Genomic DNA, 15,857 nt, shown 5'->3' with positions numbered 1-15,857 from the left:
CGTGACCCGCCAGGACCCCCCGCGCCGCCCCCGCCGCCTGCTCGCCGTCCTGACCGTCGCCCTGCCGCTGGCGGGCATGCCGGCCGCGGTGACCGCCGTCGTCCTGCTCGGCGACGCGGCGCACCGGGCCGTCCCGTCCGCCACCGTCCTGGCCTCCGTGGCGGCGGCGCTGATCGGGCACCTCGCCCCCGGTGTCCCGCAGCCGTACGGTCGGTGAACTTCCGACGGCGGGGCTGCCGAACGTCTACATGCGCGTAGTAGCTTCGCGAGGGCCCCCGACCCGGCCGGCCACCGACCCCCGAGCGAAGGTGCGCGATGTCGACCCTGACCTACCCGGAAGCGATAGGCATCGGCCTGCTCCAGGGCGTGACGGAACTCTTCCCGGTCTCCAGCCTCGGCCACAGCATCCTGCTGCCCGCCCTGGTCGGCGGGCGGATCCAGCACGACCTCGACATGACCGCCGAGGGCTCCTCGTACCTCGCCGCCCTGGTCGCCCTGCACCTGGCCACCGCGCTCGCCCTGGTGGTCTACTTCCGCAAGGACTGGGTCCGGGTGGTCGAGGGGCTGTTCGGCTCGATCCGGCACCGCCGGGTGGAGACCCGCAACGAGAGGCTCGCCTGGCTGCTCGTCCTGTCCACCATCCCGGTCGGCGTGGCCGGCCTCGCGCTGGAGAAGGCCCTGCGCAACGCGCTCGGCAAGCCCGTCCCGGCCGCGGTCTTCCTCGCCCTCAACGGGCTCGTACTGCTCGGCGCCGAGCGGCTCAAGCGCGGCGGCACCGGCCGCCGCCGGGCCGGACACTCCGCCGGACACGCCGCCGACGAGCCGGGCCTGGACCCGGCGATCGCCTCCGACCACCGGCTGACCAGGCTCGGCTACGGGCAGGGCGCCTGGATCGGCGCCGCGCAGATCCTCGCGCTGTTCCCGGGCATCAGCCGCTCCGGCGTCACCATGAGCGCCGGCATCCTGCGCGGACTGCACCACGAGGACGCCGCCCGGTTCTCCTTCCTGCTCGCCACCCCGGTCATCCTGGCCGCCTCGGTGCTCAAGGTGCCCGAGCTGTTCAGGCCGGAGAACTCCGGCGTGCTCGGCCCCGTCCTCGCGGGCAGCGTCGCCGCCTTCGTGGCCGGCTACGTCTCGGTGCGGTTCCTCACCCGGTACTTCGAGACCCGCAGCCTGACGCCGTTCGCGCTGTACTGCTTCCTGGCCGGCGTCGGCAGCGCGGTCTACCTGTCGCTCTGAGCCGTCCGGCCGCCGCTCCGGGCCGTCCGGCCGCCGCTCTTCGCCGTACGGGCCGCCTCGCCCAGGATCCCGGCGAGGTCGGCCGGCCGGGAGAACATCGGCCAGTGCCCGGTGTCCAGCTCCACCAGCCGCCAGTGGCCGTCCGCGACCAGCCCGGCGACCACCGGCGGCGGCTCCGGCCAGTCCATCAGGCACTTCACGTACACCGCCGGGAGAGCGCTCAACGGGCCCTCCAGGAAGGCCGGTTCGGTCAGCGAGGGGCCCGGGTGCGGGGTCGCCCCCGCGGCGATCCGGGCGATCTGCCCGACCGTCAGCCCCTGCTCGGCGAACTCGGCCGGCGGCAGCGGCGGCCACCAGCCCCCGTGCGCGGCCAGGTCGGCCCGCAGCGCGGCCGGCTCCGGCAGCTGGTCGGCGAAGGACTCCCCCGCCACCGGCACGTTGGCGTCCACCAGGACCAGCCCGGCCAGCCGCCCGCCGATCCGCTCGGCGGCCTGGCCCACCGGGATGCCCGAGTAGCTGTGCCCGACCAGCACCACCTCGCGCAGGTCCAGCCGCTCCACCTCCGCGACGACGTCCGCCACGTGCGCCTGCTGCCCGGCGGGCGCGCCGCGCTTCTCCGCGAGCCCGGAGAGCGTCAGCGGGTACGCCCCGTGCCCGGCCGCGCGCAGCTCCGCCACGACCTCGTCCCACGCCCAGGCGCCGAGCCAGGCGCCCGCCACCAGCACAAAGTTCGCCATGGGCGGCACCGTAGCGCGCGAGTGTGACGGCGGCCCGGAAAGCGACGGGAAACACCACGTGGAGGAACGGTGGGGGCGCCCCGCCCGCGCCCGGGCGCCCCCGGCGGTTCCCGGTCAGCCGGTGGTGAGGCCCAGGGCGGCCAGCCGGGTCGGGTCGGTGAGGATGTCCAGCCCGGTGATCCGGCCCCCGTGCACGGTGAACGACATGACCGACAGCGGACGGCCCCCGGCGAAGGACACCACCCCGGGCGAGCCGTTGACCAGCACCAGCCGCCCGTCGGCGGCGAACCGGGCGAAGGCGATCGCCTGCGAGGCGACGTCCGCCGCACCGCGGCGCAGCACGCTCGGCACCAGCGTGCCGCCGTCCGACCGGGCCACCACGTCCGGGTCGAGCACCGTCAGCAGAGCGTCGAAGTCCCCGCCCCGGGCGGCCCGCAGGAAGGCCTCCACCACCTCGCGCTTGCGGGCGTCGTCGGAGTCCGCCGCCGGGGTCGCGCCCTGGACCCGGCGGCGGGCGCGGCTGGCCAACTGCCGGGTGGAGGCGGAGGTCCGGCCGAGCACCTCGGCGATCCCGTCGAAGGGCACCTCGAACATGTCGTGCAGCACGAAGGCCACCCGCTCCGCCGGGGAGAGCGTCTCCAGGACCACCATCAGCGCGATCCCGACCGAGTCCGCGACCAGCACCTCGTGCACCGGGTCCAGCGCCGACAGCCCGCCGACCACCGGGTCCGGCAGCCGCACCCGGCCCTCCTGCTCGGGCAGCGGATCCTCCCGGCGGGAGGCGCGGGAACGCAACTGGTCCAGGCAGACCCGGCCGACCACGGTGGTGAGCCACGCCCCGAGGTTGCGCACCCCGCCCACATCGCTGCGGCCCAGCTTCAGCCAGGCCTCCTGCACGGCGTCCTCGGCCTCGGCGAGCGACCCGAGCATCCGGTAGGCCACCGCCCGCAGCTGGGGGCGCTCCGCCTCGAAACGCCGGGCCAGTTCGGTCAGTTCGGTCGGTTCGACTGCTTCAGCCGGCTCGGCCGATTCGGCCGGGAGGTTCTCCTCGCTCACCCTGTCACATCCTCGGGTCGGGATCCGTCGGTCCAGTGACGGACGCTAACCGACCGGGAGGACACGATGGGGAGGAGCCCTCCGGCGCCACCCGGCGACCCCGCCCGCGCCCCCTGGCGACAGGCGAGAATGGAGGCCGTGAGCACCTCCCGGACCACCTCCTGGACCACCTTCGGCGGCGACCTGCACCTGGACCTCACCGAGCGCCGGGCCGCCGGCGCCGGACTGCGGGCCGCCCTGGAGGACGCGCTGCGCGAGGCCGTCCAGGACGGGCGGCTCACCCCCGGCACCCGGCTGCCGTCCTCCCGGGCCCTCGGCGAGGACCTCGGGATCGCCCGCAACACCGTGGTCGAGGCGTACGGCCAGCTCACCGCCGAGGGCTGGCTCAGCTCCCGGCAGGGCTCCGGCACCACCGTCGCCCGGCGGACGGTCCCGGAACCGGTCCAGGGCCGGCGGCCGGCCCCCCGGGCGGTACGGGCGCGGCAGACCGCCCGGTACGACCTGATGGCCGGACGGCCCGACCTCTCGCTCTTCCCCCGCACCGCCTGGCTGGCCGCCGCCCGCCGCGCCCTCGCCACCGCGCCGCACGAGGCCCTCGACTACGGCAGCCCGCTCGGCCGGATCGAACTGCGGCAGGCGCTCACCCACTACCTGGCCCGGGTCCGCGGGGTGCGCACCGACCCCGACCACCTGCTCGTCTGCACCGGCGTCACCCAGGGCCTCGGCCTGCTCTGCGCCGCCCTGCGGGAACGCGGCGCCCGCACGCTGGCCGTCGAGGAGTACGGGCTGCCGCCGCAGCACGCGGTCGCCCGGGCCGCCGGACTCGCCACCGCCCCGGTGCCGCTGGACGCGGACGGCGCCCTGGTCGACCGGCTCGACCCCCGGGCCGGCGCCGCCCTCCTCACCCCCGCCCACCAGTTCCCCACCGGCGCGGCACTCTCCGCCGACCGGCGGGCGGAGGCGGTGCGGTGGGCGCGGGAGCAGGACCGGTACGTCATCGAGGACGACTACGACGGCGAGTTCCGCTACGACCGGCAGCCGCTCGGCGCGATGCAGGCACTGGACCCGGAACGGGTGGTGTACGCCGGGACGGCCGCCAAGAGCCTCGCGCCGGGCCTGCGGCTGGCCTGGCTGGCCCTGCCGGACGCACTGGTCGAGCCGGTCGCCCGACTGAAGGCGCTGGCCGACACGATGTCCCCGGTGCTGGACCAGCTGACGCTCGCCGAACTGATCACCTCCGGCACGTACGACCGCCACGTACGGCGCTGCCGGCTGCACTACCGGCGCCGGCGCGACCACCTGGTCGCGGCGCTCGCCGAACACGCCCCGCACGTCCGGGTCACCGGCATCGCGGCCGGCCTGCACGTCGTCATCCGGCTGCCGCCCGGCTCCACCCCCGAACCCGAACTCCTCGCCCGCGCCCAGCAGGCCGGCCTCGCCCTCCACGGCCTCGCCTGGCACCGCACCACCCCGTCCCCCGCCGAGGCCCCGACCGCCCTGGTCATCGGCTACGCCACCTCACCGGACCACGCCTTCCCGGCGGCGGTCCAGGCCCTCTGCGAACTGCTGCGCGGGGCCTGAGCGGGAGGGGGGAGGCCGGTGGGCCGGGCCGGTGCGGGAACGGCGGTCCGCCCGTCCCCTCGGGGGTGGGGGCGGGCGGACGGTTCGGGGTGTGAACTACTTGTTCCGGCTGCCGAGTTGGAACAGGAGGATGATGAACCCGGCGAAGAGGTGGCAGCCGACGGTGTAGAGCACCAGGCGGTGGTAGACCCGCTTGTTGGCCCACTTGCCGGCGTCCATGGTCTTCGGGCCGGCCGGAGTGTCGGCACCGGCGGCCGGGTTCTCGGCGTCGGCGGCCGGGGTGACGGTGGTGGTGGGATCGGCCATGGTGATCTCCTCCGGGGTGTTCTGACGGCAGGTCAGTGAACGGCGGCGGGGCCGCCGCCGAGGCAGAGTTCGCCGCCGGGGCTCTGCAGCAGGGTGTGGACGAAGAGCAGTTCGACGCCGCTGTCCGACTCTGCGGCGATGCAGTGCGGGGTGAGCGAGTCGTAGTGGGCGGAGTCGCCCACCGCGAGGTGGTGGACGCGGTCGCCGAGGGTGACGCGGAGCGCGCCCTTGAGGACGTACAGCCACTCCTCGCCCGGGTGGACCCGGACCACCGTGTCCTGCACGCCCGGCGGGACGTGCACCCGCAGGGCCTGCATCGCGCGGCCGGGGGCGCCGGCCCGGCGGTAGCCCCAGCCACCGGCCCGGCCGGGTTCGATGGCGCCGCCGCGGACGATCGGGTCCGGCTCGGCGAGGGTCTCGCCGAGCAGGCCGGAGACCGAGGTCCCGTACGCGCGGGCGAGGCCGAGCAGGACGGGCAGCGAGGGCTGCCGGCGGCCGGTTTCCAGTCGGGACAGATAGGCTGGGGAGAGCCCGACCCGCCCGGCGGCCACCTCCAGCGTGAGACGGCTGCTGAGCCGGTGCTCACGGAGACGGGCGGCGAGGCCGGCGACCTCCTGGTCGTCGAGCTGTTCGCCTGCTGCGGCGGCGCCGGTGGAGCTGCTGGTCATGTGTCCAGTGGACACCCGCCGTGCCGCACGGGCAAGAATTTTGCCTCAGAGGCAAGACCCTTTCGGCAGGCGCCCCGACCGGCCCCCACTCACGGCCGCGGGATGTTCCGCAGGTTGCTCCGGGCCAGGTCGACCATGCGTCCGACGCCGCCCGAGAGCACCGTCCTGCCCGCCGCCAGCGCGAAGCCCTTCAGCTGGGCGGCGGTGATGTGCGGCGGGATGGAGAGCGCGTTGGGGTCGGTGACCACGTCCACGAGGGCCGGGCCCGGCCGCTCCAGCGCCTCGACCAGCACCTCCCGGACCCGGGCCGGCTCGGTCACCCGCTTGGCCTGGATGCCCATCGCCCGGGCGATCCCGGCGTAGTCCACGTCCCCGTTGTCGATCTCGAACTCCGGGTAGCCGGAGACCAGCATCTCCAGCTTGATCATGCCGAGCGCGCCGTTGTTGAAGACCACCGTCTTCACCGGCAGCCGGTGCTTGGCCACCGTGAGCAGCTCGCCGAGCAGCATGCCGATCCCGCCGTCGCCGGCCATCGCGACCACCTGCCGCCCGGGGCAGGCGAGTTGGGCGCCGATCGCGTGCGGGAGGGCGTTGGCCATCGAGCCGTGCAGGAAGGAGCCGATCACCCGGCGGCGGCCGTTGGGCTGGAGGTAGCGGGCGGCCCAGACGTTGTTCATGCCGGTGTCCACGGTGAACACGGCGTCCTCGGCGGCCACCTCGTCGAGCACCGAGGCGACGTACTCGGGGTGGATCGGCAGGTGCTTCTCGATGTCCCGGGTGTACGCGCCGATCACGTCCTCCAGCGACCGGCAGTGCTTGCGCAGCATCCCGTCCAGGAAGGCGCGGTCGCGCTTGGCGTCGAGCAGCGGCAGCACGGCCCGCAGGGTGGCGGCCACGTCGCCGTGGACGGCGAGTTCGAGGGCGGTGCGGCGGCCGAGCCGGGTGGCGTCGTGGTCGACCTGGACGGTGTGCGCCTGCGGCAGGAAGGAGTCGTACGGGAAGTCGGTGCCGAGCAGCACCACCAGGTCGGCGGAGTGCAGCGCCTCGTGGCAGGCCCCGTAGCCGAGCAGGCCGCTCATGCCCACGTCGTACGGGTTGTCGAACTGGATCCACTCCTTGCCGCGCAGGGAGTGGCCGATCGGCGCGTTCAGGGCCTGCGCGGCGGCCATCACCTCGGCGTGCGCCCCGCGCACCCCGGCGCCGCAGAACAGCACCACCTTGCGGGCCGCGTTGAGCAGCCGGGCCAGTTCCTGCACCTGGGACCAGGGCGGGGCGGCGACGGCCTGCTCGGTGAGGAAGTGGCTGGTGCCGGTGGGGGCGGCGGCGGAGAGCGCGGCGACGTCCCCGGGGAAGGCGAGCACCGAGACGCCGTGCGAGCCGAGCGCGTGCTGGACGGCGACCCGCAGCAGGCGGGGCAGCTGGGCGGGGGTCGAGAGCATCTCGCACCAGGTGCTGCAGTCGGTGAACACCCGCTCGGGGTGGGTCTCCTGGAAGAAGCCGGTGCCGATCTGCCCGGACGGGATGTGCGAGGCGAGCGCGAGCACGGGCAGGCCGCTGCGCTGGGCGTCGTACAGCCCCTGGACGAGGTGGGTGTTGCCGGGGCCGCAGGAGCCGGCGCAGACCGCGAGCCGGCCGGAGAGTTCGGCCTCGGCGGCGGCCGCGAAGGCGCCGGCCTCCTCGTTGCGCACGTGCACCCAGCTGATGCCGTCGGCCCGCCGGATGGCGTCCACGACGGGGTTGAGGCTGTCCCCGACCACGCCGTAGACCCGCTCCACCCCGGCCTGCCGGAGCACCTCCACCATCTGTTCGGCCACGCTCGGCACGGCGGCGACTCCTTCGCTGGGGCGGCTCCACGGGACACCAGCACTCTCCGGGGCGGCCGGGGGCGGCGCAGCCGGGGCGGGGCGAACGGGTGAGGCGGCGGGAGCGGGGTGCGGGCTGCTACTCGGCCGCCAGGTGGTCCTGCTGGCCGAGCTTGCCCGCCGCGAGGCCGGCCTGGGGCTTGCGGCGGCCGGGTTCGCGGCCCGGGGGCTGGGCGACCCGCTCCTGGGCGGGCGGGGCGGTGGTCGGCAGGGTGACCGGGGCACCGGACTTGACCTGCACCGCCTCGCCGTCGTGCCGGACGTGGAGGACCTCGCCGCGGCGCAGCGTGTACGTCGTCCGCTCGTGGGTGATCTCGACGCCGAGCAGGTGCCCGCGCACCAGCAGCGAGAAGCTCAGCCGCATCAGCCCGGACGGCAGCCGGGGCCGGAACGAGAGCGCCTCGCCGTGGTCGCGCAGCCCGCCGAAGCCGGCCACCAGGGCGATGCAGGCCCCGGCGAGCGAGGCCATGTGCAGGCCGTCGCGGGTGTTGCCGCCGAGGTCGTGCAGGTCCATCAGCGCGGCCTCGGCCGTGTAGTCGTAGGCGAGGTCGAGCTGGCCGACCTCGGCGGCGATCACCGCCTGGGTGCAGGCGGAGAGCGAGGAGTCCCGGACGGTCAGCCGCTCGTAGTAGGCGAAGTTGCGGGCCTTCTGCTCGTCGGTGAAGGCGTCGCCGCGGACCTGCATGGCGAGCACCAGGTCGGCCTGCTTGACCACCTGCTTCCGGTACAGGTCGAAGTACGGGTAGTGCAGCAGCAGCGGGTAGTTCTCCGGCGGGGTGTGCTCGAAGTCCCAGACCTGGTGGTGGGTGAACCCGTCGGCCTGCGGGTGCACGCCGAGGTCCTCGTCGTACGGGATGTACATCGCGGCGGCCGCGTCGCGCCAGGCGGCGGTCTCCTCGGTGTCCACGCCGAGCAGCGCGGCCTCGTGCGGGTTGCGGACGGCGGCCTCGGCGGCGGCGCGCAGGTTGGTCTGCGCCATCAGGTTGGTGAAGACGTTGTTGTCCGCGACGGCGCTGTACTCGTCGGGGCCGGTGACGCCCTCGATGCGGAACCTCCCGGCCACGTCGTGGTGGCCGAGCGAGCGCCACATCCGGGCGGTCTCGACGAGCAGTTCGAGCCCGTACTCGCGCTCGAACTCCGCGTCGCCGGTGGCCCGGACGTAGCGGGCGACGGCGGCGGCGATGTCGGCGCCGATGTGGAAGGCCGCGGTGCCGGCCGGCCAGTACCCGGAGCACTCCTCGCCGCGGATCGTCCGCCACGGGAACACCGCGCCGGACAGGCCGAGTTGGACCGCCCGCTCGCGGGCCAGCGGCAGGGTGGTGTGCCGCCAGCGCAGGGCCTGGTTGACGGCGGCGGGCAGGCAGTAGGTGAGCACCGGCAGGACGAAGGTCTCGGTGTCCCAGAAGCTGTGCCCGTCGTAGCCGGGCCCGGTCAGCCCCTTGGCGGGGATGGCCCGCTCCTCGCTGCGGGCGCCGGCCTGCAGGACGTGGAAGACGGCGAACCGGACGGCCTGCTGGAGTTCGACGTCGCCCTCGATCTCGATGTCGCTGGTCTCCCAGAACTCCTGGAGGAATTCGGCCTGTTCGGCGATCAGCCCGTCCCAGCCGGTGTACCGGGCGGCGGTCAGCGCGGCCTCCACCTGGTCCCGGACGGCGGGCAGCGAGCGGGTGCCGGACCAGCCGTAGGCCATGAACTTGGTCAGCCGCAGCCGCTGTCCGGCCTTGAGCACGGTGGTGACGCTGATCCGGCACTGGTCGGCGTCGGCCTCGGCGACGGTGTCGGACTTCTCCGGCCCCTCGATGACGTGGTCCATCCCGGCCGCGACCCGGATGCCGCTGTACCGGGTGCGGTGCACCAGGATGGCCTTGGTCCCGCTGGCGTGGTGCGCCTCGGGCTGCAGCGGCGCCTCCAGCACGGCGGCGGCCCGCGGATCACCCTCGGGGCCGCCGGGCAGCTGCTCGTTGGCGACCAGCTCGGACTGGAGCACGATCCGCACCGGGCCGTCCACCGCCTCGACGCTGTACTCGACGGCGGCGACGGCGCGCTGGGTGAGCGAGACCAGTCGGGAGGAGCGCACCCTGATCGTCCGCCCGGCCGGGGAGGTCCACTCCGCCTCGCGGTGCAGCAGGCCCTCGCGGACGTCCAACCATCGCTTGTGGCTGACGAGTTCGCCGTAGCGCAGGTCGAAGGGCTCGTCGTCCACCAGCAGCCGGATGATCTTGCCGTTGGTCACGTTGATGACGCTCTGGCTGGACTCCGGGTAGCCGTAGCCGCCCTCGCCGTACGGCAGCGGGCGCAGCTCGAAGACGCCGTTGAGGTAGGTGCCGGGCAGGCCGTGCGGCTCGCCCTCGTCCAGGTTGGCGCGCAGGCCGATGTGGCCGTTGGAGAGCGCGAAGACCGACTCGGCGCGGGCCATCGAGGCCAGGTCCAGGCCCTGTTCGGTGATCTGCCAGGGGTCGATCGCGAAGTTCTTGTCCCCGGGAGTCATGCCTCCTCCTCCCCCAGGAGCTCGGAGAGGTCCTGGACGACCACGGTGGCGCCGTCCCGGCGCAGTTCGGCGGCCTGGCCGGTGCGGTCCACCCCGACCACCGCGCCGAAGCCGCCGGCCCGGCCGGAGGCGACCCCGGCGAGCGCGTCCTCGAAGACCGCGGCGTGGGCGGGTTCGACGCCGAGGGCGCGGGCGGCGTACAGGTAGGTGTCGGGGGCCGGCTTGCCGGGCAGTCCCTCGGCCTTGGCGGTGTTGCCGTCCACGATCACCTCGAACAGTTCCTCGATGCCGGCCGCCCGCAGCACGTCCCGGCAGTTGGCGCTGGAGGAGACCACGGCGCTGGGCAGCCCGGCCGCGCGCAGCCGGTGCACGTAGTCGACCGAGCCCTGGTACGCCTGGACGCCCTGCTCCCGGATCAGCCGCAGCACGGTGTCGTTCTTGGCCCGGCTGATCCCTTGCACCGTGGGGGAGTTGGGCGGATCGTCCGGGGTGCCCTCGGGCAGGTCGACGCCCCGGCTGCGCAGGAACGCGCGGGTGCCGTCCAGGCGCGGGCGGCCGTCCACGTAGGTGTCGTAGTCGGTGACGGCGTCGAAGGGGACGAACTGGCCGCCGGTGCGGGCGGCTTCGGCGCGCAGGAAGGCGTCGAAGGTGTCCTTCCAGGCCGCGGCGTGCACCTTCGCGGTCTGGGTGAGCACCCCGTCGAGGTCGAAGAGGAAAGCACGGATGTCGTCCGGTAGCCCCAGCATGGGTGCAGTCTTACCCGGGAACGGGGGGAAGCCGCCCATTTCCCGGCGGCGCGTCGCGGGAAGGGCGGCTTCCGGTTGCCGGGCCGGACCGGACCGGGGCGGCGTCACGGCGCCGGGGCGGCGTTACGGCGAGTCGGGCATCTGCGCCTCGGGCGCCTCGATGACCGCGAAGACCGCGCCCTGCGGGTCCTGGACCACCGCCATCCGGCCGGACTGCATGTCGAAGGCCGGCTGGATCACCGAGCCGCCCGCCTTGACCAGGGCGTCCACCGTGGAGTCGGCGCCGTCCACCGAGAAGTAGGTCATCCAGTGCGAGGGCGTGCCGGCCGCCAGGTAGCCGGGGATCGCCTGCATGCCGCCCACCGTGCGGTCAGCGACGTTGAGCGAGAAGTAGCCGTCCATGCCCTGGATGGTGGCCGGGCGCAGCCCGAGGGCCGGCTGGTAGAAGCGGCCGGCCGCGCCGGTGTCGGCGGTGTTGAGCTCGTTCCAGACCAGTGCGCCGGGCTCGTTGACCACGCCCGCGCCGATGAAGTCCATCGCCTGCCAGACCCCGAACACCGCGCCGGTCGGGTCGGCGGCGACCAGCATCCGGCCGATCGTGCCGACGTCCATCGGGTCGTACAGGACCGTGCCGCCCGCCTCGGTGATGGACGCCCGGGCCGCGTCGGCGTCGTCCGAGGCGAGGTAGGTGGTCCAGGCGACGGGCGGCGTCGGCTGCCCCTCGGGCGCCGCCTGCGCCATGATCCCGGCGACCGGCCGGCCGTTGAGCATGCACACGGCGTAGCCGCCGAACTCGGCCGGGCCGACCTCGCCCTGCCAGCCGAACAGGTCGCGGTAGAAGTCGAGCGCGGCCTGCTGGTCGCTCGCCATCAGGTCGACCCAGCACGGGGTGCCGGGCTTGTACGGATCGGTGACTACGGGCATTGCTGGGCCTCCCGGAGGCGGTGGTGGCCGGCTGTGGTGGTCGGGACGGTCGGAGCGGTCGGGCCCTCGTCCCGGCCGGGCCCGGTGGGGGTACGGCCCGGCCGGGACGACGGCGGTACACCGCCACCTTCGGTCCGCCGCCGCGATCCCGCCACCGGACGGCGCCCTGGCGGGCGACCGGCGGCCGGACCGTCACGGGGCTCGGGCGGGGTGCTCACGGGCTGTTCACCGGGGCTGTTCACCGAACTCTTCCCCGGGCTGCTCACGGGGCGTCGTGGTGGTGCCCGGTGACGAAGTACGGCTGCACCTTGCCGCTCTGCGCGTAGTCCTTGAGCCGGACCAGCAGTTCGGCCCAGGTGCCGGCCACCGCCGGGACGCCGTCCTCGCTGCCCGGCTGCCAGCCGCCGTGCCGGAACAGCAGCCGGGTGCGCCCCGGCGCGGCGGGCCGGTCGGGCTCGGAGGCGGTGGGCTCGTCGGGGGCGACGGGCTGGTCGGACAGTTCCCAGCTGATCCAGGTGCCGGCCCAGTGCGGCGGGAAGGACCCGGCGTTGGTCCACACCACCCGGTCCCGGTCGGCCCGCTCCACCCGCAGCCGGAACGGCTCGGGGACGTCGGGGAAGTCGAACAGCAGGACGTCGCCGTCCCGGTCCACGCCGGTGGTCCACCAGGCGGTCAGCCCGTCGTGCGTGGTGAGTGCGGCGAGCACCACGTCCCGGGGCGCGGCGATGTCGAGCTGGAGGGCGATCTCGGGCATGGGTCCGCCTTTCGGTGGCCGCCGGATTCCCTTACGCCCACCATGGCACGACCCCCGGGCCCGCGCGCCCCGGAGGGCGCCGGCCCGGGGGTCGTCCCCGTCGTTCCGGTGGGTGCGGTCGTTCCGGTGCGGTCAGCCGCCGCTGCCGTAACTGGTGTTCGCGCAGATGTCGTCGTCCGCCGAGCGGGCGTCGTTGGTGATGGTGGTCGGCAGCGGCTGCGGGGGCGCCGGGACGCCCGGGGTGGCGGCCGTCGCGCCGCCGCTCGCGGGGGCACCGGTCGACATCCCCATCGCGGCCGCGAAGTCCTGGCCGGTGATCACCGAGATGCCGCGGGCGCCGCTGGACTCCAGGCTGGCGCCGGGGAACAGCGCGGCGACCTTCTCGGCGTTCGCCTTCTGCCCGGAGCCGTACTCGATCGTGGTGGTCTTGTACTTGGTGCTCGCGGCCTGGCCCGCCGTGCTGGCGGTGTACTTGGCGCCCTTCAGCAGCTCGGTCGCCTTGCCGGCCAGGCCGTTGACGGTCGTCCCGTTGTAGACCGCCACCCTGATCGCCGAGTTGGTGGTGTCCGCGGCCGGGGCGGCCGGGGTGGTGGGCGCGGCGGGCTGCTGCGGAGCCGGGCCGGTGCCGTCCGCCGGGGCGTCCGGCTGTTGGCCGGTGGCGTTCTGGCCGTCGATGGTCTGGTCGGCCTTGAGGGTCTCCCAGAGCTTGTTGGCGTCCGGCTGGACCAGGTCGAGGTCCTTGTCCTGGGTGCGGAAGCGCCAGGGCACCGTCACGAACTTCAGGTCGTGCATGTCGATGTTCTTCAGCGACAGGCCGAAGGAGAGCAGCTTGTCGGCCGAGTCCAGGCCCGGGTCGACGACCAGGGACTTGGTCGCGGCGTCGGCCAGCGGCAGGAGGGTGGTGGGGTTCATCCCCTCCTTCTTGATCTTGGTGGCGAGCGAGCCGAGGAAGGCCTGCTGGCGCTTCATCCGGCCGATGTCCGAGCCGTCGCCGATGCCGTGCCGCAGCCGGACGTAGTCGAGCGCCTGCTGGCCCTCGACGGTCTGCTTGCCCTGCGGGAGGACGAGGTCGCCCTTCTTCTTCAGGTTGGGGTTGATGTCCCCCTCGTAGATCGGCTTGGGCAGGCAGATGTCGACGCCGTTCACGGCCTTGGTCATCGAGGCGAAGCCGTTGAAGTCGACGACGAGGGTGTGGTCGACGCGGATGCCGGTGATCTTCTCCACCGTGTTCTGGGTGCAGGCCGGGTTGCCGTCGTCGCTGCCGCCCATCGAGAACGCGGCGTTGAACAGGTCGGTGTTGCCGCCCTTGGTCCACTTGCCGTTGGGCAGCTTGCAGGACGGCAGCTCGACCTTGGCGTTGCGCGGTATCGAGATGCCGACGGCGTGCTTGTGGTCGGCGTAGACGTGCAGCAGGATCGTGGTGTCCGAGCGGGCGCCGCCGTCCTCGCCGCCGCCGAGGTCGGAGTTGTTCTTGCCGCGGCTGTCCGAGCCGATCAGCAGCACGTTGACCGGCCTGTTGCCGTCCGCGTCGGCCTTCGCCTCCGGGGGGCGGTTGCGGGCTATGGCGTCGGCGTCGAAGGACTTGATGTTGGCGTTCAGCTTGAGGTAGATCGCGCCGCCGACACCGGCGATGACCACCAGCACGCCCGCCGTCGACCAGGCGACGATCTTCTTCACGTTCTTCTTGGGCTTGGCGCTCTTGCGCGCCGCGGCCCGGCCGCCACCCGCGGCGGCCGCGGCACCCGCGGTGGCCGAACCGCCACCCTTGCCCTGCGCGGCACGGCGGGCCTCCGCCCGGCCACCGCTGCGCGGACCGGGCACTGAACTCTCCGCACCTTCCGTCGTGGGCATGTCCTCGCCCCGAGCCGGGCTCTCGCCCCTCCGACCTGACATGCGCGTACCTTTCACCGACGGAAGCGACGCCCCTGACGATCCGGCGCACCGCACACAGAGAGACGGCCCGAACCGTTCCCAGGTTGCACATACGACCGTCACCACTAACCGACGATCGTGGCTTCCGATCATATTTAGGCCCGACACGATCACCGACCCTCGGCCCTCGGACAACCCCGCCGACCGATGGGCAACACCACCGCAGAACAGTCGAAAACGCCCGATTCCGACGTGACCCATGCCACTCCACCGGTCCGCGTCCACACCGAATTCCAGCCACCGGCACGGCAGGTGGGGGCGCCACGCGATCGGCACCGGCCGCGGGGCGCGAACCGGCCACGGACGGCAGCGGATCGGCCCGCCCCCGGACCAGGCACCCCAACGCCCTCGCACGCACCGGAGTTGGGCACGCGGGGCACACCCGGGCGGCTTCCGCCAGGACCGGCCGCGGCCCGCGACGGCGCGCGGCTCCGGGCGGCGGAACGCCCACGCCCGGGAACGACGGAGGCCGGATCGGAGAACATCCCGATCCGGCCTCGGTGCGGTGGGGCGCCAGGGGCTCGAACCCTGAACCTACGGATTAAAAGTCCGCAGCTCTGCCAATTGAGCTAGCGCCCCGCGGCCCTGGAACACCCGGGGTTCCGGGTGGGAGGACCACGGCGATCCTACCCGGTGGGGCCCAGGGCTCCGCCAGTGGATTGCGCGGGCGTGCCGGGGTTGTGGAGCGGGTCTTGAGGCGGTGTGTAGTGGGCGGCGCGGACCCGGCGGAGCCAGGCCTCGACGGGGCGCGGGTCGGGCGCGGCGGGCAGCGCGCCGGGGCCGGCGAGGCGGTCGGCGGCGTCGGCCAGCAGGCCCTCCGCGAGGGCGGGGTGGTCGGCGATGCGTTCGCCCAGTTCGCGGATGCGTTCGGGGTCGGGCAGCCGGATCGGGTTGCGGCCGGTCTCGTGCAGGCGGACGGCCTGCCCGACCAGCCGGACCAGGTGCCGGGCGTGCTTGGCGGCCCGGCGGCGGGTGGCCGGGTCGGTGGTGTCGCGGGTCAGCAGCTTGCGGAACTGCTGGTCGGCGTAGCCGAGGTAGGCCTTCCGTACGGCCGGTGCGCTGAGGAAGGCCGTGCGCAGGCCGACCAGTTCGTCGCCGAGCGGGGTGCGGACCTCGTAGAGCCCGTCCGGCAGCCAGACCAGCTCGGAGGCGGTCGGGTTGCAGCCCAGCGCCAGCCGGCACCACTTGGCGGCCTCGTGCAGGGTGAGGTCCGGCGCGGTGGTCACCTGGGACTCCGCCGGGCGGTGCAGGCCGTGCAACTCCTCGGTGGGGGTGGCGAACAGGCCCAGCCGGTCGAGGTCGGAGCCGGCGTGGGCGAAGCCGTACGCGGTGGAGCCGACGATGCCCGAGAGCAGCACCGTGCCGGGGACGGACGGAGGGACGGGAGCAGCGGGAACGGCGGACATCGGCGGACTCCTCTCGTACGGACGGGCGGGCACCGCATCCTCGTCCGGGCATCCTCGCCGGAGCGGGCCGCGCCGGGCGAGCGAATTCCGCTCCGGCGCCGGCCCGGCCGCCGATACCGGGCCCCGAGGATCGCGGCCCCGCGGGCGGCCGCGGCGGG

Annotated in this window: 14 protein-coding genes and 1 tRNA gene; 3 read left to right on the top strand and 12 right to left on the bottom strand. The window is 74.2% G+C overall.

Features of this window, described 5'->3' with window-relative positions; translation table 11 throughout:
• Both AE652_RS14540 and AE652_RS14535 read left to right on the top strand, forming a co-directional pair.
• Positions 1–217: hypothetical protein (locus AE652_RS14540; protein ID WP_159028449.1), on the top strand; the 217-nt coding region annotated here is incomplete at its 5' end.
• 98 nt (positions 218–315) lie between these two features.
• The gene (locus AE652_RS14535) at positions 316–1,239 is read left to right on the top strand and encodes an undecaprenyl-diphosphate phosphatase (RefSeq protein WP_049651774.1); all 924 of its coding nucleotides are present in this window, start codon (positions 316–318) and stop codon (positions 1,237–1,239) included.
• On the opposite strand, the gene AE652_RS14530 is transcribed toward AE652_RS14535, so the two are convergent.
• The gene (locus AE652_RS14530; RefSeq protein WP_049651773.1) at positions 1,224–1,976 is read right to left on the bottom strand and encodes an alpha/beta fold hydrolase; all 753 of its coding nucleotides are present in this window, start codon (positions 1,974–1,976) and stop codon (positions 1,224–1,226) included. The two genes, AE652_RS14535 and AE652_RS14530, sit on opposite strands and share 16 nt — an antisense overlap.
• Before the next feature lie 114 nt (positions 1,977–2,090).
• A complete protein-coding gene (locus AE652_RS14525) occupies positions 2,091–2,969 on the bottom strand; it encodes a sigma-70 family RNA polymerase sigma factor (RefSeq protein ID WP_049651778.1) in 879 nt (292 codons plus the stop codon).
• Positions 2,970–3,170: 201 nt separating this feature from the next.
• Between AE652_RS14525 and AE652_RS14520 the strand changes: the two genes are divergently transcribed.
• A complete protein-coding gene (locus tag AE652_RS14520; RefSeq protein WP_234348382.1) occupies positions 3,171–4,613 on the top strand; it encodes a PLP-dependent aminotransferase family protein in 1,443 nt (480 codons plus the stop codon).
• 96 nt (positions 4,614–4,709) lie between these two features.
• On the opposite strand, the gene AE652_RS14515 is transcribed toward AE652_RS14520, so the two are convergent.
• The 10 genes from AE652_RS14515 to AE652_RS14470 all read right to left on the bottom strand — a co-directional run bounded on the left by AE652_RS14515 (position 4,710) and on the right by AE652_RS14470 (position 15,699).
• Entirely contained in the window at positions 4,710–4,919 is a 210-nt protein-coding gene (locus AE652_RS14515; RefSeq protein ID WP_049651771.1) for a DUF6126 family protein, read from the bottom strand.
• A 32-nt stretch (positions 4,920–4,951) separates the two neighbouring features.
• Positions 4,952–5,587: a helix-turn-helix domain-containing protein gene (locus AE652_RS14510; protein ID WP_049651770.1), complete on the bottom strand. Its 636-nt coding sequence runs from the start codon at positions 5,585–5,587 to the stop codon at positions 4,952–4,954.
• 89 nt (positions 5,588–5,676) lie between these two features.
• The gene (locus tag AE652_RS14505; RefSeq protein ID WP_049651777.1) at positions 5,677–7,389 is read right to left on the bottom strand and encodes a pyruvate dehydrogenase; all 1,713 of its coding nucleotides are present in this window, start codon (positions 7,387–7,389) and stop codon (positions 5,677–5,679) included.
• A gap of 139 nt (positions 7,390–7,528) precedes the next feature.
• Entirely contained in the window at positions 7,529–9,937 is a 2,409-nt protein-coding gene (locus tag AE652_RS14500) for a glycoside hydrolase family 65 protein (protein ID WP_049651769.1), read from the bottom strand.
• The gene (locus tag AE652_RS14495; protein ID WP_049651768.1) at positions 9,934–10,683 is read right to left on the bottom strand and encodes an HAD family phosphatase; all 750 of its coding nucleotides are present in this window, start codon (positions 10,681–10,683) and stop codon (positions 9,934–9,936) included. Before AE652_RS14495 ends, AE652_RS14500 begins: the two co-directional genes overlap by 4 nt.
• A 123-nt stretch (positions 10,684–10,806) precedes the next feature.
• On the bottom strand, positions 10,807–11,607 hold the full coding sequence (locus AE652_RS14490; protein WP_049651767.1) for a VOC family protein: 801 nt from the start codon (positions 11,605–11,607) through the stop codon (positions 10,807–10,809).
• A gap of 262 nt (positions 11,608–11,869) precedes the next feature.
• Positions 11,870–12,361 carry an SRPBCC domain-containing protein gene (locus tag AE652_RS14485; protein WP_049651766.1) on the bottom strand — a complete coding sequence of 164 codons (492 nt, stop codon included), beginning with the start codon at positions 12,359–12,361 and terminating at the stop codon, positions 11,870–11,872.
• A 132-nt stretch (positions 12,362–12,493) separates the two neighbouring features.
• Entirely contained in the window at positions 12,494–14,212 is a 1,719-nt protein-coding gene (locus tag AE652_RS14480; RefSeq protein ID WP_082345723.1) for an LCP family protein, read from the bottom strand.
• A gap of 587 nt (positions 14,213–14,799) precedes the next feature.
• Positions 14,800–14,872 (bottom strand) — tRNA-Lys (locus AE652_RS14475).
• A 47-nt stretch (positions 14,873–14,919) separates the two neighbouring features.
• Positions 14,920–15,699: a DNA polymerase beta superfamily protein gene (locus AE652_RS14470; protein WP_049651765.1), complete on the bottom strand. Its 780-nt coding sequence runs from the start codon at positions 15,697–15,699 to the stop codon at positions 14,920–14,922.
• Between the last annotated feature and the right edge of the window lie 158 nt (positions 15,700–15,857).

The sequence above is a fragment of the Kitasatospora sp. MY 5-36 genome, assembly GCF_001182915.1.
Lineage (GTDB): Bacteria > Actinomycetota > Actinomycetes > Streptomycetales > Streptomycetaceae > Kitasatospora.
This window is presented reverse-complemented; position numbering and strand designations above follow the sequence as displayed.